Source organism: Pseudomonas gessardii (genome assembly GCF_001983165.1).
GTDB classification, from domain to species: Bacteria; Pseudomonadota; Gammaproteobacteria; order Pseudomonadales; family Pseudomonadaceae; genus Aquipseudomonas; species Aquipseudomonas gessardii.
The window spans coordinates 150,311-173,211 of sequence record NZ_MNPU01000003.1 but is presented as its reverse complement, the minus strand read 5'-3'; the positions used below and the strand labels follow the sequence as shown (position 1 = coordinate 173,211).

Below are 22,901 nucleotides of genomic sequence, written 5' to 3'. Positions count from 1 at the left end.
TCACTGGGTCTCCTGGGCCGACATCATTTTTTTCCACTGCTGATAGCCGGCGCGCATGCCGGTTTCGGCGCTGACATCACTGACCAGGCCATCGGCGCTGGCCTGCTCGCCGGCCAGGCCGCGATTGAGCATGACCCACAGGTCGGTGCCCGCGCTGGCGCCCTTCTGCACCCGCTCCCACGCCTCGGAATCGTCGGGCGTGCCAAACCCCATCGGGCCCTGGAAGTGCTCATGCAGGCGCAAACGGTAACGGTTGGCCACCGCCGGGCCGCCGTCCATGGTGATCACCGCGTGGTGGATCTCGGTCTCGTCCACGGCAATCGGTTGCAACACCCGGAAGAACGCCATCGAGCACGCAATGTTGGGGAACAGATTGAGGTTGAACCCCGAACCGCCCACGGCACGGACGATGCGGCGCACCGCCTGCTCGTCATGCCCTTCTTCGCGCAGTTGCCCGGCCAGTTCCTCAAACCGCGCCGGGATCGGCAACTCAAGGTTGGCTTCCAGGTCGATCAGGTCCGGGATCATCACCATCACGCTATGGCCGTTGCCCAGGTCTTCGACGTAGCCGCTGCCGCCGACGAAATTGAGCATCTCTTCGGTCTGCTTATCCACCGACGACAGGAACGACTTGTGCACCAGCGGGAAGTGGTAGGCGTCGGTGGTGTTTTCCAGCTGGATTTTCCAGTTGCCGGGGAAGCGAAAGCGGTGTTCGCCAGCAACCTTGATCGGGTAGCCACCGCCCTGTTTCATAAACAGGTCCATCCATTTCCTGGCCGCGCCGAGGAAGTCCTCCAGCGGCTCGATGGCATCGTTGAAGGTGGCGAAAATCATCCCGGCGTATTGTTCGACCCGCAGGCTCACCAGGGGGTGCTCGCCCTTGTCCAGCCTGTCGGCGTAGCTCTCCGGGTGCGGCACGCCGCGCAGCGAACCGTCGAGGGCGTAGCTCCAGCCGTGGTAGGGGCAGACGAAGCTGTTGGTCTTGCCCTTCTTGTGCTCGCACACCGTGGCGGCGCGGTGGCGGCAGCGGTTGAGCAGCACATGGATCGCCTGCTTGCGGTCACGCACCACAATCACCGGCTGCTTGCCGACGTAGGTAGTCTTGTAGCTGCCGGCGTCGGGAATTTCGCTGACGTGGCCGACCCAGATCCAGGTCTTGTAGAAAATCTTCTCCAGCTCCTGGTCGAAGACTTGCGCGTCGGTGTACAGCGAGGTGTGCACACGGTCCGACAGGACGCGTTCGGACGGGCAACTGTCAAGGTTTACGGCTTGAATCAGGTTATTCACGATGTCTCCTCGTCGACCCGCCGGGCCGACTCACTTGAATGCGGGTTTCACTCACCCGGCTTATGGGGCACCGGCAACCGGGCGCTGTGGTTCCACAGGCTCACGGGGCGGCTGAACAGGTTCTCGGTCTGGAAATGGGCGATGCGCCAGTGGCCGTCTTCACACTCGAAGGTCACGCTCAGGCGCGCACTGTTCAGATGGGACGCACCACTGGCAAAGGTCGAGGTCTGCAACATCACCCAGGCACCGCTGGCCCGCAAACCCCGGACCTCGATCTGTTCGCTGGTCAGGAAGTGCACGTTGAGGGCAAAGTGCGCGGGCTCGACCATGTAGGTGGCAAACATCCCGCGAATGGCGGCACGCCCGTGGTAGCCGCCAAAGGCTTCCTGGTACCTGCTGCCCTTGCCTTCCCAGATCGCCTTGGGGGTGAACAGGTCGGCCAGTTCATCCAGCGGCGAGTGGGCGCCCAGGTCGTCGCACAGCTGCATGTAGCGGTTCATGCAGGCCCGTACGGCGTTGGCGCTTTCCAGGGTTTCCAGGCGTTGCGCCAGGGCTTGGAGCTGTTCGTTCATGGCCGGGCCTCAGCGCTGGATAATCAGTTCGCGGCCGGTGCGGGCCTCGACCTTGCAGTACTTCCACAGCTTGTAGGTGCCGTCACCCACCGGGGTGCTGCGAAACAGGTTGCAGGCCGCATGCACGCTGGCAATGCCCGGCACGTCCGCCAGCAGGTAGGTGGTCCAGGGGTAGCCGGTGGACGGGCCGACCATGCTCTGGTCATCGTCCATGTTGCCGAACACCGTGACGCCCGGCAGGTCATGGATGCCATTCCACATCTGGCTGAACGCAGCCCACACCTGCAGTTGCTCGTCCCGTGGGGCGTCGAAGAAGTTCTGGTTGATGCCCATGCAAAACAGCACGCGCAAGGCTTTGGTATCGCTCATTGCAGTCACCTTTTTTCTTGAAAATCGAACGTCACAGATAGCCGGGCAACGGCTTGTTGCCGAAGAAAATCGCCCCGGCGCTTTGGTAAGTCATGTCGCCCATAAAGGCGTGCTGGGTGATGACCTGGGCATCGTTGACGAAGCGCGACAGCGGGCTGCTGCGGTACACCCCGCTCATCCCCGAGAGCATCTGCGCGGTGCGCGCAACATCGGCGGCCACGCGGGTGGCATGGGTCGACGACAGGCGCAGCAGGTTGGTTTGCGCCACCGACACCGGGTCGCCGGCGAGGATGCTGCTCCAGGCGTCGTCGATGGCCTGGTAGAACCAGGCCCGGGCCGAGAGCAAGGCCGCCTCGGCCTTGGCCACTTCCACCTGGGCCAGGGGCCGGTCGGACAAGGACGGCGCGCCGGTCACCGAAATGCGCCCGTTGGCCATGCCACTGAGTTCATCCAGCGCAGCCCGCGCCACGCCCAACCCGACCACCGACAACACCTGGGTGGCGAACGACAGCGACGGGTAGCGAAACAGCGGCTCGCTCAAGCTCGACGGCCCGCCACGCACAAAAGTCCACTCCTCGGGCACCACCACGCCCTCGACCACCAGGTCGTGGCTGCCGGTGCCGATCAAGCCGGTCACGTCCCAGGTCTGCTCGATGCGCACCTTGTCCCGGGGCATCACGGCCATGCGTGGCAGGCCGAGCATGTCGCCGTTTTTCGGGGCGATGCCAACACCGATCAACGAGGCACCCATGCAGCCGCTGGAGAACTTCCAGCGCCCGTTGACCTCCAGACCGCCATCAACAAACGCGGCCGGTTGCGGCGGGAAGATACCCCCGGCGAACACCACGTCCGGGCCGTTGGCGTAGACCTGCTCGATACTCGCCAGGGGCAACGCCGAGAGGTACACCAGGCTCATGCCAAAACTCGCCACCCAACCGGCGGAGCCGTCGGCGTGGGCAATGTCTTCGACCATCTGGCAGAACTGCCCCGGCGAACACTCGTCACCGCCGAACCGCTTGGGCACCAGGGCGCGGTACACCCCCAGCTCGCGAAAGCGCTGGATGATGTCGGGGCTGATGTGTTTTTGCTGGTCGAACTCACCGCTGCGCGCGCGCCGACGGATGTCGTCCAGCAGTTGCTGGAAGTCTTCACCGTCGATAATCGACAGGTCGGACCTCGGGCTTTGTGCACGGAGTGCAGTCATGGAATACCTCCAAAAATAATCAGGCTGATTGTTGTTCTAGGCGTTGCGAAATCATCAGGGCCACGGCGCACAACAAGGCGTCCTGGCCTTTGCCGGCGATCAGTTGCAGGCCTACCGGCAGGCCACTCGGCCCTTGCAGCGGCAGGCTCAGGGCCGGGTGGCCGGAGAGGTTGAAGGGGCGCACCAGGCGAGTCATGCCGATGGCGGCGCGGGTGTCCGCGGCCTGCACCACTGCCAGGGGGTAATCGGGCATCGTCGGCAAGGCCAGGATCGGGTGTTGCGCCAGGGCCGCGTCTACCTCGCGGGTGAAGGCCTCGCGCACCTGTTCGGCCTGCTGCAGTTCGTCGTCGCCGGTCAAGCCCGCAGCTTGCAAGCGTGCGGCGATATCCGCGCCCAGCAGGCCGCCGGGCAACAGGTGCCCGCAGGCGTTCCAGGTCTCACGGTTGATTACCGCCAGGCCGGCGTCGTAGGCCGCCTGCATGCCGGGCAGCGGCGTGGGGTGCAGGGCAAAACCGCTGCGGGCCAATGCTTGGTCGAGGGTTTGCAGGATCTGCGGATGCGCCGCGACCGGCACTACGCCAATGCTGAGGTCGGCTGGACAGGCCTGGGCAACGAACCCCGGGTCGATGACCTGCATGGCCGCAATCAACAGCGCCATGCTGGCGGCAAACGGGCCAACGCAATCGAGGCTGGAAACCCTGGGCATCACCCCCGCACGGCTAATCCGGCCAAAGCTCGGCTTGAGGCCAAACACCCCGCAACAGGCGGCCGGCACCCGCACCGAGCCACCGGTATCGGTCCCCAGGGCGAAGTCCACCAGCCCCGCCGCGACCGCCGCCGCCGAGCCGCTGGAGGAACCGCCAGGGATGTAGCCGGGGTACAGCGGGTTGTCGGCGGTGCCGCTCCAGTGATTGATCCCGGTGGTGCCAAAGGCCAGCTCATGCAGACTGGTCTTGCCCAGGATCTGGCAATTGCCCTTGAGCAGGGCCTTGACCACCTCGGCATGCTCCGATGCCGCCGCTGCGCGCTCCAGGGCTCGGCTGCCGGCACGGGTTGCATAACCTGCGATGTCGATCGTGTCCTTGACCATCACCGACAGACCATTACCTCCCAAAGCCAAATGCTCGACGACGATGGTCATGTCACCTCCCGCTCAATGTTGCGACGCCTGTGCGTCGCCTGTTCAGTGGACTGGGCAGGTAAAACCCTGCCCAGCGCTTAAATCTAAAATCATAATATTTACGTGAAATGTCAATTGATTTGTCTATTTAAAATTATGGGTATTTTCGGTGCACATTTTTCAGCGAACGCACCGGAGCCGTGCATTTCGGTAACACTCTGAAAATTGTTCAACTCAACATAAAATAAATAATAAATCGTTATATTTCATATAGATAAATAAAAAACAAACCACCCTTCACACGATCCTTCTGTTTACCTGGAGCGCAAAATATCTCAAAAAATACGTAGAAACGAAAAGTTACCGATTGTTTTATCGTGAAAAAAAACCATCAAAAACAGCTAATTTATTGCGTATTTTTTGATAAAAAAACCCACCGAAAATAGCGATAAAACCGCGAGCTAGCGCCCTCGCATAACGCTCGCTTGCCTCGCCTTCAAGGGGCAAACACACCGGCCGCTGCCCGGGATAAATCCCGCTTCACACAACCACCGCAGATTTTTCTGGCATGCAACCTGCTATCGCCCTACTCGCCCATCAATAGCGGCTCACGCCGTTGCGGCAACCGCCAAGGGTTCGCCTCCATCGCGCACCGCGACCGCTGTTCAAGCGGCGACGGGCCGAGGGACGGGCGCTTGCTTAGCCTTGCAATGCTTCGGAGAACTCCATGCTCTTGAAAAAAACTGTGTCCACCTTGCTACTGAGTGCGGCCTGCGTATCCCTGGCCCAGGCGCAAGTCACGGTCGGTGTGATCACCTCGGCCGCAGGCCCTTTGGCCATGATCGGCGTGCCACAGAAAAACACCGTGGCGCTGCTGCCGACCCAGGTCGGCGACCAGGCCATCCGCTACATCGCGCTGGACGACGGCAGCGACCCGACGGCCACGGTCAAGGCGTTGAAGAAGCTGATCAGCGAAGACAACGTGGATGCGATCATCGGCCCAAGCGGCTCGCCCAACGCCATCGGGGTGATCTCGTTTGTCGCCGAGGCCCAGGTGCCGCTGTTGTCGCCCGTGGGCACCGCGGCGGTGATCCTGCCGATGACGGCCGAGAAAAAATGGGTGTTCAAGACCACGCAAAATGACGAGTTGATCGCCAAGGCGCTGTTCGAGCACATGGCCAAACACCAGGTGAAAACCCTGGGCCTGATCGGCACCGCCGACCCGTATGGCGAGAACTGGGCCAAGGTGGCCACAGCCCTGGCGAGCGAGCATGGGATCAGGATCGTCGCCAACGAACGTTTCCAGCGCCAGGACACCTCCATCACCGGGCAAAGCCTCAAAGTGCTCGCCGCCCGCCCCGACGCGGTGCTGGTCGCGGCCCCCGGCAGCCCGGCGGTGATGCCCCAGGCCACGCTGTTCGACCAGGGCTACCGTGGCCAGGTCTACCAGACCCATGGGGCGGCGCTACCGGACTTCCTCAAGCTCGGTGGCAAGAAGGTCGAAGGGACGATCCTTGCCGCCAGCCTGATGCTGGTCCTCGATGAGATGCCCGAAAGCAACCCCTCGAAGAAAATCGCCGCCGACTACACCGCCGCCTACCAGAAGCTCTATGGCAGCAAGCCCGCCACCTTCGGCGCCAACACCTTCGATGCCGGCCTGCTGCTGCAAGCCGCCATCCCCCTGGCCGCCGCCAAAGCCGCGCCGGGCACCGTGGAGTTTCGCCGGGCACTGCGTGACGCCCTGGAAAGCACCCACGAGCTGGCCGGCACCCAAGGTGTCTACAGCATGACTCCGGCTGACCACAGCGGGTTCGATGAACGCGGCCGGGAGCTGATCCAGGTGAAAAATGGCACCTGGACCCTGCTCAAAGACTGAGACCGCGCGCCCCTGCCCGCTCGGCCAGCCGTGTCCGACGGGCGGCGCAAGCCTGATGACCCCGTGCAAAGAGTTGCCCTATGAATGCCCAGATAGCCTTGCTGCTTGGCCAGGACGGCATCACCAATGGCGCCATTTATGCGTTGTTGGCCTTGTCGATTCTCCTGGTGTTTACCGTGACCCGGATCCTGTTGATCCCCCAGGGTGAGTTCGTCACCTATGGCGCCCTGACCATGGCCAGCCTGCAGGCCGGCCACCCGACCGCACTGGTCTGGCTGCTGCTGGCCCTGACCCTGCTCGATGGCGCCCTCGACCTGCTCGCCTCGCTGCGCCGCCCCCACGCCTGGCGCCTACCGCGCAAGAGCCTGGTGAAGATCGCCTACGCCATGGCCATGGTGGGCCTGGTCAACACCCTGCCACTGGCGCAACTGCCCATGGCGCTGCAGGCCCTGTTGACCCTGGCGCTGGTGGTGCCCCTGGGGCCGCTGATCTATCGGCTGGCCTTCCAACCCATCGCCTCGGCCAGCTCCCTGGTGCTGCTGATCGTCTCGATTGCGGTGCATGTGAGCCTGGTGGGCATGGGCCTGTTGTTGTTCGGCCCGGAAGGCGCGCGCACCCGGCCTTTCTCCGAACAAGGCCTGGAACTGGGCCCGGTGGCGCTCAACAGCCAGACGCTGTGGATCATCGCCGCGTCCCTGGGCCTGATCATCGGCCTGTTTGTGTTCTTTGAGCGCACCCTGTACGGCAAGGCCCTGCGTGCGACGGCGGTGAACCGCATGGGCGCACGCCTGATGGGGATTTCCCCGGAGATGGCCGGCAAGAGCACCTTCGTTCTCGCGGCCCTGATCGGCACCCTGTCCGGGATCCTGATCGCGCCCATCACCACCCTGTACTTCGACTCCGGTTTCATCATCAGCCTCAAGGGCTTTGTCGGCGCCATCATGGGCGGGCTGGTCAGCTACCCGGTGGCCGCCCTCGGCGCTCTCGCGGTGGGCCTGATCGAAGCCTTCTCGATGTTCTGGGCCAGCGCCTACAAGGAGGTGATCGTCTTTACCCTGATCATTCCGTTCCTGCTGTGGCGCTCCCTCACCAGCCGTCATGTGGAGGAACACGAATGAAACCCCGCTACCTGATCCTCGCGCTGATCGCCCTGCTGGGCCTGGCACCGCTGGTGCTCGCCCCCTACTACGTGACCCTGCTCAACTACATCGGCCTGTATGCCCTGGTAGTGCTTGGCCTGGTGCTGCTGACCGGCGTCGGCGGCATGACCAGCTTTGGCCAGGCCGCGTTTGTCGGCCTTGGCGCCTACACCACGGCCTGGCTGACCACCGCCGAACAACTGCCGGCCTGGCTGCACTGGGCCAGTACCTCGCCATGGCTGACCTTGCTGGTGGGTGTGGCGCTGACGGTGACCGTGGCACTGATGCTGGGTGCCTTGACCCTGCGCCTGTCCGGGCACTATCTGCCGCTGGGCACCATCGCCTGGGGGCTTTCGCTCTACTACCTGTTCGGCACCCTGGAACCTCTGGGTGGCCATACCGGCGTCGGCGGCCTGCCGGCCATTACCCTCGGCGGGATCGCCCTGGACCAGGGTGAAGACATGTTCTACCTGATCTGGCTGGTGCTGGGCGCGGCGATGCTGGTCACCCATAACCTCCTCGACTCCCGCGAAGGCCGGGCGATCCGCGCGCTCAAGGGCGGCCAGTTGATGGCCGAGTCCATGGGGGTCAATACCTTCCGCTCGAAGATGGTGATCTTTGTCATCGCCGCACTGTTTGCCGCCGTGTCAGGCTGGCTGTACGCCCACACCCAGCGCTTCGTCAACCCGACCCCGTTCGGCCTGGGCATGGGCATCGACTACCTGTTCATGGCGCTGATCGGTGGCGTGGCGAGTATCTGGGGCGCACTGCTGGGCGCCGGCATCCTCACCGTGCTCAAGGAGTGGCTGCAAGACTGGCTGCCGCACCTGCTGGGCGACGCTGGCAACTACGAAACCATCGTCTTCGGCATCCTCATCGTGCTGCTGATGCACTGCGCGCCGGGCGGCCTGACGTCATGGCTGGGCAAAGGGTTCAAGGCCCGCACCCGCAGCGCGCCGTTGCCCCTGGCACAGGCCCTGCCCCGGCGTGACGCCGCCGAACAGGGGACGCGCATCCTGCAAGCCAACCAGGTGACCAAGCGCTACGGCGGGCTGGTGGCCAACAACCAGATGAACCTGCATATCGACGCCGGGGAGATCCTCGCCCTGATCGGCCCTAACGGCGCCGGCAAAAGCACCCTGTTCAACCTGTTGTCCGGGGTCGATACGCCCACCTCGGGCGCCATTCATTTCAAGGGCCAGCCGATCACGGGCAAAACCTCGCGGCATGTCGCCCACTTGGGCATGAGCCGCACCTTTCAGCACGTCAAGCTGCTGCCCGGGATGAGCGTGCTGGAAAACGCCGCCCTCGGCGCCCACTTGCGCGGGCACAAGGGCGTGATCGCCGCCAGCCTGAACCTGGACCGCGCCGAGGAACAGCAACTGCTGGCCGAGGCGCGCTATCAACTGCAACGAGTCGGCCTGGGTGACTATTTACAGGAGGACGCCGCGAGCCTGGCACTGGGCCAACAACGCATCCTGGAAATCGCCCGCGCCCTGTGCGCCGACCCGTGCCTGTTGCTGCTGGACGAACCCGCCGCGGGCCTGCGCCTCCAGGAAAAACAGGCGCTGGCTGCCTTGCTCAGGCGCCTGCGCGCCGAAGGCATGGCGATCCTGCTGGTGGAGCACGACATGGACTTCGTTATGGGCCTGGTGGATCGCGTGGTGGTCATGGAGTTCGGCCAGCCCATCGCCCAGGGCCTGCCTGAAGAAGTGCAAAACAACCCCGCCGTGCTTGAAGCTTATTTGGGAGGCGCAGACGTATGAATATGCCAATGGAACCCTGCAACGTCGGCACCACCCTGTTGCAGATCGATAATCTGAGCGTGGCCTATGGCAAGGTGCAAGCCTTAAGCAACGCCAGCCTGCGCGTCGGCGAAGGGCAGATTGTGACGGTGATCGGCCCCAATGGTGCGGGCAAGACCACCCTGCTGTCGGCGATCATGGGCGTGCTGGACTCCCGGGGCCAGGTCAACTTCGACGGCACCCTGGAAACCGTGCCCGAGGTGGAAGTGATGGTCGGCCGCGGCCTGGGCCTGGTGCCGGAAAAGCGCGAACTCTTCACTTCGATGAGCGTGGCGGACAACCTGCTGCTGGGCGCCTTCCAGCGCCACCGCCGGGGCGAGCGCGACCACGGCCAGACCCTCAAGCAGGTGTACGACCTGTTCCCGCGCCTGTGGGAACGGCGCGAGCAGTTGGCCGCCACCTTGTCCGGTGGCGAGCGGCAGATGCTTGCGGTGGGCCGGGCGCTGATGGCCAAGCCACGCCTGCTGATGCTCGATGAGCCCAGCCTGGGCCTGGCGCCCCTGGTGACCCGCGAGATCTTCCGCATCATCAGCAGCCTGCGCGAGCAAGGGGTGTCGATCCTGCTGGTGGAACAGAATGCCCGGGCCGCGCTGCGGGTCGCCGACTACGCCTATGTCCTGGAAACCGGCCAGATCGCCATGCACGGCCCCGCCCGGCAACTGGCCGACGACCCACGGGTGATCGAGGCGTACCTGGGGCTGAGCAGCAAGCATCAGGAAATGCTCGCGACCTGATAACCCCACATTTGAGTTGTGGTGGGGCCAAAGATGTCTAGCATGCGAAGATCCCCTGTGGGAGCTGGCTTGCCTGCGATAGCGGTGTGCCAGCCACCAGAAATGCTGACTGGAGCACTGCATCGCAGGCAAGCGACGCTCTCACAGGGTGCGACGTCAATCTCGTGAATATGCAACAATTGACCGTTGCCCACTACTCGAAGCCTGAGCATGACCCCCGCGAAAAAACGTGTGAATCGTCATAACCCTGCCAGCCAGGAGTTCAAGAAAGAAGAGTTTCCCTTCTACTGGCTCGCCCGGGTCAACGGGCGCTATTCCATGGCGATGGAAAAGGCCCTGAAAAAAATCGACATGGACATCCCCCGCTGGCGCATCCTCCTGATCCTCAAGGACAACGGCGCGTCGAGCATCTCGGAAATCTCCACCCACGCCATTGCCAAGCTGCCGACGATCACCAAGATCGTCTACCGCATGAAAGCCGACGGCCTGGTGCAGACCAATGTCTGCTCCAACGATGGGCGCGTCACCCAGGTTTCGCTGACAGAGGTCGGGTACGAAACCATCGCGCAGAGCCACAAGATCACGGCGGATATCTTCAAGAACAGCTTCAAGGGCCTGACGGACGCGCAGCTCAACAAGCTCAACAGCTTGCTCGAAACCCTGTTCGACAACCTGCCCGAAGACTGACCCCCTGTGGATCAATAACGGATCATCACCGACTTGAGCTCGGTATAGGCCTCGATAAACGCATCGCCAAACTCGCGGCCCATGCCCGAGGCCTTGACCCCGCCGAATGGCAGCGCCGGGTCAAGAAAGGTGTGCATATTGACCCATACCGTGCCGGCCTCTATCTGTGGGATCAGGCGCAGCGCCTTGGACAGGTTGTTGGTCCACAGGCTGGCCGTCAGGCCGTAGGGCGAGTCGTTCATCAGGGTCACCAGTTCCTCCTCCGTGTCGTAGGGCAATACACAGAGCACCGGGCCAAAGGCTTCTTCTTGCAGCAACGGATCATCCGGGCCATTGGCCAGGATCAGCGTCGGCTCGACAAAGTAGCCCGGCCGGTCAATGGCCTTGGCCCCGCAGATTACGGTGTTGTTCTGGTTGGCCCGGGCGAAGAAGTCGAGAATCTTCTCCAGGTGCGCCTGGTTGGCCAGCGGGCCAAACTGGGTACTCTCATCGAGGGGCGAGCCAATTTTCAGGGCGCCCAGGGCCTGCCCGAGTTTTTCCAGGAACTCACTGATCCGCGAACGATGCACATAGAGGCGTTCCGGCGAGGCGCACACCTGGCCCTGGTGCACATAAGCCATCTGCACCATGCCGGCCACGGCCTGGTCCATCTCGACATCGGCCAACAGCGCCGCCGGGTTCTTGCCACCCAGCTCCAGGGTCGCCCGCGTGAGGTCAGCGGCCATCGCCGCCTTGCCCACGGCAATCCCGGTGGGCACCGAGCCGGTGAACGCAACTTTGCTGACCTGGGCATGGGCAATCAATTGCTGCCCCACCTGCCCGGTGCCATTGACCACGTTAAAGGCGCCCGCCGGCACACCGGCTTCAAACGCCAGCTCGGCTACCCGCAACAGGGTCAACGGCGTGTATTCGCTGGGCTTGACCACGATGGTGCAGCCGGTGACCAGCGCCGAAGCGATCTTCCAGATGCCGATCATCACCGAGAAGTTCCACGGCACAATCCCGGCAACCACCCCCACCGGCTCGCGCAAGGTGTAGGCCATGTACTGCTCGCCGCCCATGGACGGAATCGAGGGGCTCATGGTCTGGCCGTTGATCTTGCTCGCCCAGCCGGCGAAGTAGCGCAGGAACACCACGCTCTGGGCCATTTCCAGGCCGCGTGACAGGTTGATCGACTTGCCCGAACACAGGGTCTCCAGTTGCGCCAATTCCTCGGCATGGGTTTCCAGCAGGTCGGCAAAGGTGTTGAGGATCACGCCACGGGCATAGGGCGAGGTGTCTGCCCAAGCGCCTTTGAAGGCCTTGCGTGCACTGGCGACGGCATCGTCGATATCCTCGTCGCTGGCATCGACGATGTGGCTGATCACCTGGCCGTTGGCCGGGTTATGGATGGCGATCTGCTGGGTAGACGTGCTGGGCCGGTAGGCGCCATCAATAAAGTTGGCCGGTGCGCGGGCAAGGAATTCGGTAACGGCGGGTAGCAAGGCAATGTCGCTCATAAACAGGGTTCCTCAAGGCAATCATCAGTGCGGCGCCCGATGGGCGCCGCTCATGGGGGGATCAGGTATGGGCCAGGCCGACTTCCAGGGCATGGCAGATCAGGTCGGCTTCTTCCAGCGTCAGGGTCAGGGGCGGCGAGAGGATGATCTTGGTCCCCACCGGGCGCACCAGCACCCCTTCCAGGCGCACACGCTCGGCCAGGCGCGAGGCGTAGCCCAGGGCCGGGTCGATGGGGGTGCGCAGACGCTTGTCGCTCACCAGGTCCAGGGCAAGCATCAGGCCTTTGCCGCGCACCTCGCCCACCACGTCAAAGCGTTCACTCAATGGTTTGAGCCGCTCCAGCAGATAGGCGCCGACCTTCGCCGCGTTGCCTGGCAGGTCTTCCTGCTCGACGATATCCAGCACCGCCAGGGACGCCGCGCAGGCCGTGGGATGGCCGCTGTAGGTGTAGCCGTGCATGATCACCTGGCCGAAGTTGTCGGCGGTTTCGATAGCCCGGGCAATGCGCCCATTGAATACCGTGGCGCCCAACGGGATGTAGCCGGCGGAGATGCCCTTGGCCAGGCACAGAATGTCCGGCGCCACACCCCAGCCCCGCGAACCGAGCATCGAACCGCTGCGCCCGAAACCGGTGACCACTTCATCGGCAATCAGCAAAATACCGTAGCGATCACACACCGCGCGCAGCTGCGGCCAGTAGCCCGCAGGCGGCACAATCACCCCGCCCGCGCCCTGCACCGGCTCGGCGATAAAGGCGGCAATCGTCTGTGGCCCCAGTGCGAGGATCTGCGCTTGCAGCTGATGCATGCAGTGGTCGGTCAAGGCCTGGGGGTCGCTGCAGTCCCAGGGGTTGCGATAGGTCCAGGGGCTGTCGAGCAGCGTGCAGCCTTCAAGCAGCGGCCCATGGTTGAAGTGATAGGCACTGATCCCGCCGACCGACGTGCCGCCCATGTGCACGCCGTGGTAGCCATTGCGCAAGGACAGGAACCGGGTGCGCTCGGGCTCCCCGGCGGCAATCCAATACTGGCGGCTCATTTTCAGGGCGGTTTCGATGGCATCGGAGCCACCGCTGGAAAACAACACCCGTTGCATATCTTCCTGGGCAAACATCCCGGTCAAGCGCTCCGCCAGGTCATACACCCGGGGATGGGCAATGCCGTCGAAGGTCTGGTAGTACGCCAGCTCGTCCATCTGGCGATGGATCGCCTGCTTGACGCTTTCGCGGTTATGGCCGACGTTGACGTTCCACAACCCGGCGATGCCGTCGAGCATGCGCCAGCCATGGATATCGGTGACGTAGTTGCCATTGCCCCTGGCGATGATCAGGGTCTGTTCGCCCGCAGCGGCTGCGGCCGCTCGCATTGGGTGCCAGAATTTTTTTTCGGCGTTCTGATAATGCGTGTACATGATTGCACTCCCTTCCGAAGAGGCGGACCGAGAGGTTTCGGACCCGTCTGGACTGTAGGGAGCAACGCGGTCGGGCCGTTAACCAAATTCGGCACACTTGCCACAAGGCTGCCCAATGGGTTGCATGCCCCAGGGCAACCGTGATGTATTGAGGCGCAAACCGCCGCAGGGGATGTTCAACCACCGGCGGCTACCCGCACACCGGTGATGACCATGACGCAGATCGAAAGCCTTAGCTTTACCGACGCCAGCCAGCACGCGCGCTCGGTACACGACTGGGACCAGACCTACGACCAGCTGTCCCCCGGCCGGTTTGCCAGCCGTTTGCGGCAGCTGTGCAGCGGGCCCTTCCAGATATTCCACGAGCAGTTGAACCGGCGCATCGTGCAATACGGCCAGTCGCCCGCCGAGCGCATGTGCTTTTCGATTCCGCTGTGCACCGACAGCCAGGGCACGCAGAACTGCCTGGCCATCCTGAACACCCATGAAGAATTCATGTTCCACGCCCCGGAAAACACCCAGATCTTTGCCGCGACCTTTGCCCGCGACAAAGTCCTGAGTCTGGCCGCGCTAAACCTGAGCCCACGCAGCTACCGGCAACTGACCACGGCACCGTCGCTGCAGTCGCCCTGGCAGCGCACCAGCGAACTGCACCAGCGCATCCGGCAGCAACTGGGCCAGGCACTGGATTGCACGCCGCAACGCTTCAATGAGGCCACGGCCAAACTGATGGAACACAGCCTGCTCGGTGGTTTCCTGGACCTGCTGGGGAGCGTGGAGAGCGCTGGAAAACGCCGGCGCCCCAGTGTGCCGGCACGTCAGTCGCTGGTGAAAATGAGCCAGCAGATCGCCCTCGCCAGCCATGACGAGCCCATCACCATTCTTGATCTGTGCCAGCGCCTGCACGTCAGCCGACGCGCGCTGCAGTACAGCTTCCAGACCATCGCCGACACCAACCCGGTGGATTACCTGCGCAGCGTGCGCCTGAATGCGGTACGGCGGCGCCTGGCCATGTCCTCGCCAGCCGAGGTGAGCATTGGCGATGCGGCGGCCCAATGGGGCTTTTACCACCTGAGCCACTTTGCCAGCCAGTACAAGGCCCTGTTTGGCGAACTACCCTCGCAGACCCTGCGACAACGCTGAGTGCGGCTGCGCGGCCGTTACCCCATGCAGGAACATCTGCTCCATCACCCAGGCCGTTCCCGCCGGCGCGGCGCGGCCCAGGCGCTCCGCCTCGACCAGGCCACACAGTAGCGATGTAAACAGCTCGGTCATCACCGCCGCCGCGATATCGATGCGAAACACCCCAGCCTGCTGCCCTTGCAGGAAGAAGCGGTCCAAAACGCTGAGGTACGCTTGCCAACCATGGTTGTTCAAGGTGTCCGGCCGGTACTGGAACACCATGAACAACACCCACTCACGGTGCGCCAGGTGCTTGTCGATCAAGTCCCGTAGGGCCTCGGCCGGTGCTGCGCGCACAAGGTCCGAGTCGTCGACCACCTGCTGCATGACCTCGCGCGAGTACGCCAACAGCATCTCGATCAGGTTTTCCCGCGTGCCGCAGAAGCGGTGCAGCGTGGCCTTGCTGATGCCGGCCGCGCGCGCCAGTTCCTGGAGCGTGGCCCGGGGATGGTCAACGATGGCAACGGCCAGGGCCTTGAGAAGTTTTTCGTTGGGAGCGGGCGAAGACATGGCAACTGGCTCATTGGTTGGGCGTGAAGTGGAAGGCATTGTGCCGAAAATCCCCCCGACCTCAAGGAAAATGACATTTTTAAACACAAAAGAATCTTTTGAGACGATATTGTCTCAATAGGGGCAGCTATATATCATGCGCACCTTTCCAGACCTAGCCTCCAGGTGACACATGAACGCTTTGCGCGACCTGCGTATTTTCAGCTTTGCCGCAGTGGCCCTTGTCGGCCTCGCCGGCTGTGGCGCCCCCGACCAGCCCGAAACGGCCCCGCCGCCCCGGGAAGTGGAGACCGTGACTGTCGCCCCCGAGGCCTTCTCCCTGTCCACGGAACTGCCCGGGCGTATCGAGCCGGTCCGGGTGGCGCAGGTGCGGGCCCGGGTGGCCGGGATCGTGTTGCGGCGCCACTTCGAGGAAGGCGCCGAGATCAAGGCCGGCGACCTGCTGTTCCAGATCGACCCCGCGCCCCTCAAGGCTGCTGCGTCACGGGCCCAGGGCGAGCTGGCACGGATCGAGGCGCAGTTGTTCGAGAACCAGGCCAAGGTCAAGCGCTATGAACAACTGGCCGACGTCGAAGCCATCAGCCGCCAGGACCTCGACACCGCCCGCGCCGCCCTGAAAAGCAGCCAGGCCGCCCAGCAATCGGCACGGGCCGACCTGGAAACCGCCGGTTTGAACCTGGGCTACGCCACCGTCCGCGCGCCGATCTCCGGGCGTATCGGCCGCGCCCTGGTGACCGAGGGCGCCCTGGTCGGCCAAGGCGAAGCGACATTGATGGCTAGCATCCAGCAACTGGACCCGATCTACGCCGACTTCACCCAGCCGGTGGCCCAGGCGCTGAAACTGCGCCAGGCCCTCAAGCACGGCAGCCTGTCGGCGGGCGACCCGTCGCAGCTATCACTGCTGGTCGAAGGCACCGACTACCACAGCCAGGGCACGCTGTTGTTCTCTGATATTGCAGTAGACCGTGGCACCGGCCAGGTGTCGTTGCGCGGGCGCTTCAGCAACCCTGAAGGGGTGTTGTTGCCGGGCATGTATGTGCGCGTGAACGTGCCCCAGGGCACCGACCAGCAAGCCTTGCTCGTGCCCCAGCGCGCCGTGCAGCGCGGCAGCGACGGCCAGGCCCAGGTGCTGGTGGTGGATGCCGACGACCGTGTCAGCCCACGCGCCGTCCAAACCGGCGCCATGCAGGGCCAACGCTGGCAGATCACCCAGGGCCTGGAGGCCGGTGACCGGGTGATTATCGGCGGCCAGGCCGGCCTCGCCCCGGGTGACAAAGTGGTGCTTAAAGCCCCCGCAGCCCCCACTGCCCAACAACAAGCAGCACGCCAGTAAGCCCGGCATCACCGCGTTCGAGGTCTCACCATGTCTGTGTTTTTTATCAAGCGCCCCAAGTTTGCCTGGGTCATTGCGTTATTTATCTCCATGGCCGGGCTGCTGATCATCCCGGCCCTGCCGGTGGCCCAATACCCGAGTGTCGCCCCGCCGCAAATCACCGTCACCGCCACCTACCCCGGGGCGTCGGCCAAGGTGCTGGTGGATTCGGTGACCAGTGTCATCGAGGAAGAACTCAATGGCGCCAAGGGCCTGCTCTACTTCGACTCCACCAGCAACTCCAACGGCATGGCGGAAATCGTCGTGACCTTCAAGCCCGGCACCCAACCGGACATGGCCCAGGTCGAGGTCCAGAACCGCCTGAAAAAAGCCGAGGCGCGCATGCCCCAGGCGGTGCTCAGCCAGGGGATCCAGGTGGAGCAGACCAGTGCGGGCTTTCTGCTGATCTACGCCCTGAGCTACAAGGAGGACACGGGCGATCAGGATACGACCCTGTTGGCCGACTACGCGGCGCGCAATATCAACAACGAAATCCGCCGGGTCGAAGGCGTGGGCAAGCTGCAATTCTTTGCCGCGGAAGCCGCCATGCGCATCTGGCTCGATCCGCAAAGCCTGGTGGGCTACGGCTTGTCCATCGACGATGTGAGCCGGGCCATCAGCGCGCAGAACGTCCAGGTGCCCGCAGGCAGCTTCGGCAGCTCGCCGGGCGCCGTCGGCCAGGAATTGACCGCGACCCTGGCGGTCAAGGGCACCCTGGACAACCCCGAGGAATTTGGGCGCATTGTGCTGCGCGCCAATCAGGATGGTTCCAAGGTGACCCTGGCCGATGTGGCGAGGATCGAGGTCGGCAGCCAGGACTACAACTTCACCACGCGCCTCAATGGCAAGCCGGCAGTGGGGGCAGCGGTGCAATTGTCGCCGGGGGCCAATGCGCTGAAGACCGCCAGTGCGGTCAAGGAGCGCCTGCAGGAGTTGTCAGTCAATTTTGCGCCCAACGTCGAATTCTCGGTGCCGTATGACACCTCGCGGTTTGTCGACGTAGCCATTGAAAAGGTGATCTATACCCTGGTCGAGGCCATGGTCCTGGTGTTCCTGGTGATGTTCCTGTTCCTGCAGAACGTGCGCTATACCCTGATCCCCAGCATCGTGGTGCCGGTGTGCCTGCTGGGCACGCTGATGGTGATGTACCTGCTGGGCTTCTCGGTGAACATGATGACCATGTTCGGCATGGTGCTGGCCATCGGCATCCTGGTGGACGACGCCATTGTGGTGGTGGAAAACGTCGAGCGGATCATGGCCGATGAGGGCCTGTCGCCAGCCGCCGCGACGGTCAAGGCCATGGGCCAGGTGTCGGGGGCGATCATCGGGATTACCATGGTGCTGTCGGCGGTGTTCCTGCCCCTGGCCTTCATGGCTGGCTCGGTGGGGGTCATCTACCAGCAGTTTTCCCTGACCCTGGCGGTGTCGATTCTGTTCTCCGGCTTCCTCGCCCTGACCTTCACCCCGGCCCTGTGCGCGACCCTGCTCAAGCCCGTGGCCGAGGGGCATCATGAGAAACGCGGGTTCTTTGGCGCCTTCAACCGCCTGTTCGGGCGCCTCACCGACCGCTACAGCGCGCTCAATCATCACCTGGTCAAACGCACCGGGCGGGTGATGCTGGTGTACCTGGGGCTGGTGGCCCTGCTGGGCTTTACCTACCTGCGCCTGCCGGAGTCCTTTGTGCCCGTGGAAGACCAGGGCTATATGATCGTTGACGTGCAACTGCCACCCGGCGCCTCGCGGGAACGGACCTCGGCCACCGGCCAGGAACTGGAACAGTTCCTGGCCTCCCGCGAGGCGGTCGCCAGCACCTTCCTGGTACTGGGCTTCAGCTTCTCCGGGATGGGCGAAAACGCCGGCCTGGCTTTCCCGACCCTCAAGGACTGGTCACTGCGCGGCGATGACCAATCTGCCGAAGCCGAAACCGCCGGGGTCAATCAACACTTTGCCAACCCCAGCGACGGCGCAATCATGGCGGTGAGCCCACCGCCCATCGACGGCATGGGTAACTCCGGGGGCTTCTCCCTGCGCCTGCAGGACCGTGCAGGCCTGGGCCGCGAAGCCTTGCTGGCGGCACGGGACCAGTTGCTGAGCCAGGCCAACGGCAACCCAAAGATCCTCTACGCCATGATGGAAGGCCTGGCCGAGGCCCCGCAATTGCGCCTGACCATCGACCGGGAAAAAGCCGAGGCCCTGGGGGTGGGGTTTGATGCGATCAACAGCACCCTGTCCACCGCGTTCGGTTCGGCGGTGGTCAATGACTTTGCCAATGCCGGGCGTCAACAGCGGGTGGTGGTACAGGCCGACCAGCGCGACCGGATGACGCCGGACAGCGTGCTCAAGCTGTTCCTCCCCAATAACCTCGGGGCCCTGGTGCCCATGAGTGCCTTTGTCAGCACCCAGTGGGAACAAGGCCCGGTGCAGATTGCCCGCTATAACGGCTACCCGTCGATCCGTATTGCCGGCGATGCCCCGCCCGGCGTCAGCACCGGGCAAGCCATGGCCGAGATCGAGCGCCTGGTGTCGGAATTGCCGGCGGGCATCGGCTATGAATGGACCGGTTTGTCCTACCAGGAAAAGATCGCCAGCGGCCAGGCCTTGCAGCTGTTTGCGCTGGCCTTCGTGGTGGTGTTCCTGCTGCTGGTGGCGCTGTATGAAAGCTGGGCCATCCCCTTTGTGGTGATGCTGATCGTACCGGTGGGCGCCCTCGGCTCGGTGCTGGCCGTGACCAGCCTGGGCATGCCCAACGACGTGTACTTCAAGGTCGGGCTGATCACCATCATTGGCCTGGGGGCCAAGAATGCGATCCTGATCGTCGAGTTTGCCAAGGACCTGTGGGCCCAGGGCTACTCCTTGCGCGATGCCGCCATCGAAGCCGCGCGCCTGCGCTTTCGCCCCATCGTCATGACCTCCATGGCCTTCATCCTCGGCGTGGTGCCCCTGGCCATCGCCACCGGCGCGGGTGCTGCCAGCCAACGCGCCATCGGCACCGGCGTGGTCGGCGGGATGCTCAGCGCGACGGTATTGGGGGTGATTTTTGTGCCGGTGTTCTTTGTCTGGGTGCTGTCGATGCTCAAGCCAAAATCGGCCCCCCATCAGGGTGACAACACACTGCCAGCCACGCGGGTCAAGGAGTAAGGGATAACGAAAATCAACTGTGGGAACTGTCGCAGCCTCGCAGGGGCTCGGTGGTTCCCTGGCGGTGGTGTAGCCGACGTCAACCTGCGGCGGCAATCGCCAGGGCCAGTTGCGCGTCAGACATCAGCGCTGGCTTGTAGGCCGAACGGTAATACCTGCACGCCTGCTCAAACTGCGCACCACGGATCTCGCTATCGGAACCAATAAACGACAGCGCGTCACTTTTGGACGATTTGAAAAGCTCTGGGATATATAAGGTTCCCGCAGTGGCTCCCGAGGTGATCACAAAGGGCGCTACCGAGGTGAGCATAAGCGCCGCCTGGAACGGGTTATTGTTTTCGGCGGCCACCGCCTGAGTGCCAGCCACCAGCAGGAGGGTGATTGCCAGAGGGTGCCAAAAATCCATGGGTGAGTGCTTCCTTGCGTTCAGAGGGGCGCCACGATAACAGAGTTGGGGAGGTGTGTTTGGCCGCCCACCTTATCTGTGCGGGCTATAGGAATGGTTTGGCAGGTTTTGCGCAGGCACAAAAAAGCCGATCTGGCTGATCGGCTTAAGCATCTGGCTTTACTCAGAAAATATGGTCGGGACGGAGTGATTCAAACACTCGCCCCCTAGCCCCCCATCTCCTTTTTCATACTTCTTGAAAGACTCAAAAATTTCACTCTGGATTTTTCTAAGCTAGTCTTTACTTGAGCTCCAGCGGTGCTCGGTTCAACGAGAGTCCAGGTCGATATCACCGCGAGGCCTTGCGTGACCGGAAAGTGGCAATGACAGCTCCCGTGATGATCAGCACTGCGGGAATTATCAGGATCGGCTTGGCATCGCTTTGCCCCACGGCAATAAGCAGTAGGGTGGAGACCAGCGGCGCCAGGTAAGACAGGGCGCCAAGCATCGCTAGGTTTCCGTGTTTGGTCGCGTGATCCCAGGCGAAGAAGGCCAGACCCACTGGGCCCAGCCCCAGGGCGATGATTGCTGCGTATTGGCCTGCGTCCGGCCGCACCGTGGTTTCAAAAGCCAGGTGGCAGAGCAGCCCAGCCACTGCGATCAGGCCGCAAATACCACCGATGATGCTGCTTGAGACATTACTGAAACGCCGGTTGACCACCGAATAGATCGACCAGACCCACGCGCAGGCAAAGGCTGCGGCATAACCGATAAGCGGCATGCCGACGCTTTCACCCTGGGCACGCTGTTGCATGATGAAGGCTGTCCCCGCCAGGCCGAGCAAGGCTCCTAGCAGTTGGCGCTTGCGCAACGACTCGCCAGTAGAAAACCCTGAGAGCAGGACGATCAATAGAGGCCACAGGTAGGCAATCAGGCTGGCCTCAGCCGCCGGTGCGGTCTTCAGGGCAAAGAAATACAACGAGTGGTAAATGAAGATGCCGGCGAACCCCGTTGCCCATACATACCAGGGCTGTCGCCAACTGCTGAACCCCCCAGCGCCACGCAAGCCGAGTATGCAGATACTCGCCACGAACGCGACGGCGAAACTCGATGCCAGCAACTGAAAGGCCGGGATTCCGGCTGTCAAGGTGGTCAGTAGCGCCAGACACGCCCACAGGAACACCGCAATCACTCCAATCAGAGTGGCACCTACGGCGCTTTTGGTGATGGCGCTGGATGCGTTAGTCGTGTTCATGCTAGCCCGTCTGCGGATAATCCTGATGCGGGGACAATAGATAGGTTGTACGAGGACGTATTGATCAAGCCCGCTAAAAAATTGTTCAAGTCTGCTGCTTTTAGTGGCCGCGCGCTTGCTTGCGCACCGAGGCCGGGGTCAGGTTACGGGCTTTCTTCAGGGCATGGCTCAGTGCACTCTGGTCGGCGTAACCGGCGCGATGCGCAATCTCAGTGATCGACAGAGCGGTCTGGTGCAACAGGTCGATGGCCAGATTGAGGCGCAAGGTCGCTATATGGGTAAACGGGGTGATTTTCAGGTGCCGCCCGAACAGGACATACAAGCGCCGCTCGCTGGTCCCAGCGTTACGGGCAATGTCATACACCGTCATGGGCGTACTCAGGTGCTGTTCGATGTAGGCCAATGCCCTGGCGAGGATAAACTGCCCGGGATCGTTCGGCGCAACCTCTGGCTGCAATAAAGAACCCAGCAGCAACCGGCTCCATGACTCAGCCATCGTAGGCGAACTGATCAACCGTGGTCCATTGCTGCTTGCGTAATCGAGCAAATGACGAATATCGGGCCTGACCGCAAAAAAGCGTTTTTCATTGAGAGGGTCAAGCAACTGTACGGTGCTTTTGTGCACGTCGGCACGCTGACTCAATACGTCCAGCACTAGGAAACTGTTATGGGTGTTGGCGAGGAATGTATGCCGGGCCCCGGAGGCGATCACCACGCCCTGGCTCGCATCGACCTTGCCACCGCGTCCATCGACCTCAATCTCCATGCAACCGGACTGGGGCAGGACGATTTGATGAAAGTCATGTTCGTGAAGCTCGACCTGACCAGAATAGGAGCGCAGAGCCAGAGAGAATGGTTGGGGGGCCTTAGAGTTCATCCATCACTCTCCTTAATCCGAGGCACTTATCTTACGTCAACGGTAACTCCAGGAACCAACCTGCTAACGGTAGCAATTGCAGTCAAGTAACTGCGGTTAACTTGATCACGTGTGAACACAGGAATTACACCTCTTCCTGAGATACGATCTTCGACAGGCATAAGCACGTGCTTAACGTAATCGTACGGATCATGCTGACCGTGGGTAGGCCACTACAAACATTTTGCGGCTATGACAGAGGCGAAAAATCACCACTTCACCCGTTTCGCCCCAATGCTTCTTACCGCCAACTTGAAAGATCGCACTGCCGCGCAATCACGTCCCTCAGATGAACATCTCACGTGCATGATTTTCATGCGCCCTGGACTTAAGTCAATAAAATCAAGTGGATGCGAAATTATTATTAGCTGATGACGTTCACCGTATGGTCAAAATAGTTTTCTTAATGGCATTTTGCCAAAGGTACGCTATACCCAATACAC

The 22,901-nt window shown here is 62.6% G+C and carries 19 protein-coding genes; 8 read left to right on the top strand and 11 right to left on the bottom strand.

Features of this window, described 5'->3' with window-relative positions:
• From BLL38_RS04115 to BLL38_RS04095, 5 genes are read right to left on the bottom strand one after another with little or no spacing between them, the layout of a single operon-like run.
• A complete protein-coding gene (locus tag BLL38_RS04115; protein WP_076961384.1) occupies window positions 1–1,287 on the bottom strand; it encodes an aromatic ring-hydroxylating oxygenase subunit alpha in 1,287 nt (428 codons plus the stop codon).
• A 47-nt stretch (window positions 1,288–1,334) separates the two neighbouring features.
• Window positions 1,335–1,859, bottom strand: coding sequence for a nuclear transport factor 2 family protein (locus BLL38_RS04110; protein WP_076961383.1), 525 nt, complete (start codon window positions 1,857–1,859; stop codon window positions 1,335–1,337).
• Window positions 1,860–1,868: 9 nt separating this feature from the next.
• Window positions 1,869–2,228, bottom strand: a complete 360-nt coding sequence (locus BLL38_RS04105) for an IacB protein (RefSeq protein ID WP_076961382.1) — start codon at window positions 2,226–2,228, stop codon at window positions 1,869–1,871.
• A 31-nt stretch (window positions 2,229–2,259) separates the two neighbouring features.
• Window positions 2,260–3,432, bottom strand: coding sequence for an acyl-CoA dehydrogenase family protein (locus BLL38_RS04100; RefSeq protein WP_076961381.1), 1,173 nt, complete (start codon window positions 3,430–3,432; stop codon window positions 2,260–2,262).
• A 19-nt stretch (window positions 3,433–3,451) separates the two neighbouring features.
• Entirely contained in the window at window positions 3,452–4,573 is a 1,122-nt protein-coding gene (locus tag BLL38_RS04095; RefSeq protein ID WP_076961380.1) for an amidase, read from the bottom strand.
• 706 nt (window positions 4,574–5,279) lie between these two features.
• Here BLL38_RS04095 and BLL38_RS04090 point away from each other — a divergent pair.
• From BLL38_RS04090 to BLL38_RS04070, 5 genes are all read left to right on the top strand, one after another.
• Window positions 5,280–6,428 carry an ABC transporter substrate-binding protein gene (locus BLL38_RS04090; RefSeq protein ID WP_076961379.1) on the top strand — a complete coding sequence of 383 codons (1,149 nt, stop codon included), beginning with the start codon at window positions 5,280–5,282 and terminating at the stop codon, window positions 6,426–6,428.
• 80 nt (window positions 6,429–6,508) lie between these two features.
• Window positions 6,509–7,546 (top strand): branched-chain amino acid ABC transporter permease, encoded by a 1,038-nt coding sequence (locus BLL38_RS04085; RefSeq protein WP_076961378.1) that lies wholly within the window; start codon window positions 6,509–6,511, stop codon window positions 7,544–7,546.
• Window positions 7,543–9,333: a branched-chain amino acid ABC transporter ATP-binding protein/permease gene (locus BLL38_RS04080; protein WP_076961377.1), complete on the top strand. Its 1,791-nt coding sequence runs from the start codon at window positions 7,543–7,545 to the stop codon at window positions 9,331–9,333. Before BLL38_RS04085 ends, BLL38_RS04080 begins: the two co-directional genes overlap by 4 nt.
• Window positions 9,330–10,106 carry an ABC transporter ATP-binding protein gene (locus BLL38_RS04075; protein WP_076961376.1) on the top strand — a complete coding sequence of 259 codons (777 nt, stop codon included), beginning with the start codon at window positions 9,330–9,332 and terminating at the stop codon, window positions 10,104–10,106. The genes BLL38_RS04080 and BLL38_RS04075 overlap by 4 nt, the downstream gene beginning before the upstream one ends.
• Window positions 10,107–10,316: 210 nt before the next feature.
• The gene (locus BLL38_RS04070) at window positions 10,317–10,793 is read left to right on the top strand and encodes a MarR family winged helix-turn-helix transcriptional regulator (RefSeq protein ID WP_076961375.1); all 477 of its coding nucleotides are present in this window, start codon (window positions 10,317–10,319) and stop codon (window positions 10,791–10,793) included.
• Between the two features lie 11 nt (window positions 10,794–10,804).
• Here BLL38_RS04070 and BLL38_RS04065 read toward each other — a convergent pair whose 3' ends face one another.
• Together BLL38_RS04065 and BLL38_RS04060 are read right to left on the bottom strand one after the other, a co-directional pair.
• Window positions 10,805–12,292, bottom strand: a complete 1,488-nt coding sequence (locus tag BLL38_RS04065; RefSeq protein ID WP_076961374.1) for an aldehyde dehydrogenase family protein — start codon at window positions 12,290–12,292, stop codon at window positions 10,805–10,807.
• Window positions 12,293–12,353: 61 nt separating this feature from the next.
• Window positions 12,354–13,700, bottom strand: a complete 1,347-nt coding sequence (locus tag BLL38_RS04060) for an aminotransferase class III-fold pyridoxal phosphate-dependent enzyme (RefSeq protein WP_076961373.1) — start codon at window positions 13,698–13,700, stop codon at window positions 12,354–12,356.
• 213 nt (window positions 13,701–13,913) lie between these two features.
• Here BLL38_RS04060 and BLL38_RS04055 point away from each other — a divergent pair, with 213 nt between their 5' ends.
• Window positions 13,914–14,843 (top strand): helix-turn-helix domain-containing protein, encoded by a 930-nt coding sequence (locus BLL38_RS04055; RefSeq protein ID WP_076961372.1) that lies wholly within the window; start codon window positions 13,914–13,916, stop codon window positions 14,841–14,843.
• On the opposite strand, the gene BLL38_RS04050 is transcribed toward BLL38_RS04055, so the two are convergent.
• Complete coding sequence (locus BLL38_RS04050) at window positions 14,814–15,392, bottom strand: TetR/AcrR family transcriptional regulator (RefSeq protein WP_076961371.1); 579 nt, start codon at window positions 15,390–15,392, stop codon at window positions 14,814–14,816. The two genes, BLL38_RS04055 and BLL38_RS04050, sit on opposite strands and share 30 nt — an antisense overlap.
• A 181-nt stretch (window positions 15,393–15,573) precedes the next feature.
• Here BLL38_RS04050 and BLL38_RS04045 point away from each other — a divergent pair, with 181 nt between their 5' ends.
• Together BLL38_RS04045 and BLL38_RS04040 are read left to right on the top strand one after the other, a co-directional pair.
• Complete coding sequence (locus BLL38_RS04045; protein ID WP_479725133.1) at window positions 15,574–16,725, top strand: efflux RND transporter periplasmic adaptor subunit; 1,152 nt, start codon at window positions 15,574–15,576, stop codon at window positions 16,723–16,725.
• A gap of 30 nt (window positions 16,726–16,755) precedes the next feature.
• The gene (locus BLL38_RS04040) at window positions 16,756–19,902 is read left to right on the top strand and encodes an efflux RND transporter permease subunit (RefSeq protein WP_076961369.1); all 3,147 of its coding nucleotides are present in this window, start codon (window positions 16,756–16,758) and stop codon (window positions 19,900–19,902) included.
• A gap of 79 nt (window positions 19,903–19,981) precedes the next feature.
• Here BLL38_RS04040 and BLL38_RS04035 read toward each other — a convergent pair whose 3' ends face one another.
• The 3 genes from BLL38_RS04035 to BLL38_RS04025 all read right to left on the bottom strand — a co-directional run bounded on the left by BLL38_RS04035 (window position 19,982) and on the right by BLL38_RS04025 (window position 22,419).
• On the bottom strand, window positions 19,982–20,308 hold the full coding sequence (locus BLL38_RS04035) for a DUF2388 domain-containing protein (RefSeq protein WP_076961368.1): 327 nt from the start codon (window positions 20,306–20,308) through the stop codon (window positions 19,982–19,984).
• A gap of 328 nt (window positions 20,309–20,636) precedes the next feature.
• The gene (gene yddG, locus BLL38_RS04030; RefSeq protein WP_076961367.1) at window positions 20,637–21,542 is read right to left on the bottom strand and encodes an aromatic amino acid exporter YddG; all 906 of its coding nucleotides are present in this window, start codon (window positions 21,540–21,542) and stop codon (window positions 20,637–20,639) included.
• 100 nt (window positions 21,543–21,642) lie between these two features.
• Entirely contained in the window at window positions 21,643–22,419 is a 777-nt protein-coding gene (locus BLL38_RS04025) for an AraC family transcriptional regulator (RefSeq protein WP_076961366.1), read from the bottom strand.
• Window positions 22,420–22,901: the final 482 nt, after the last annotated feature.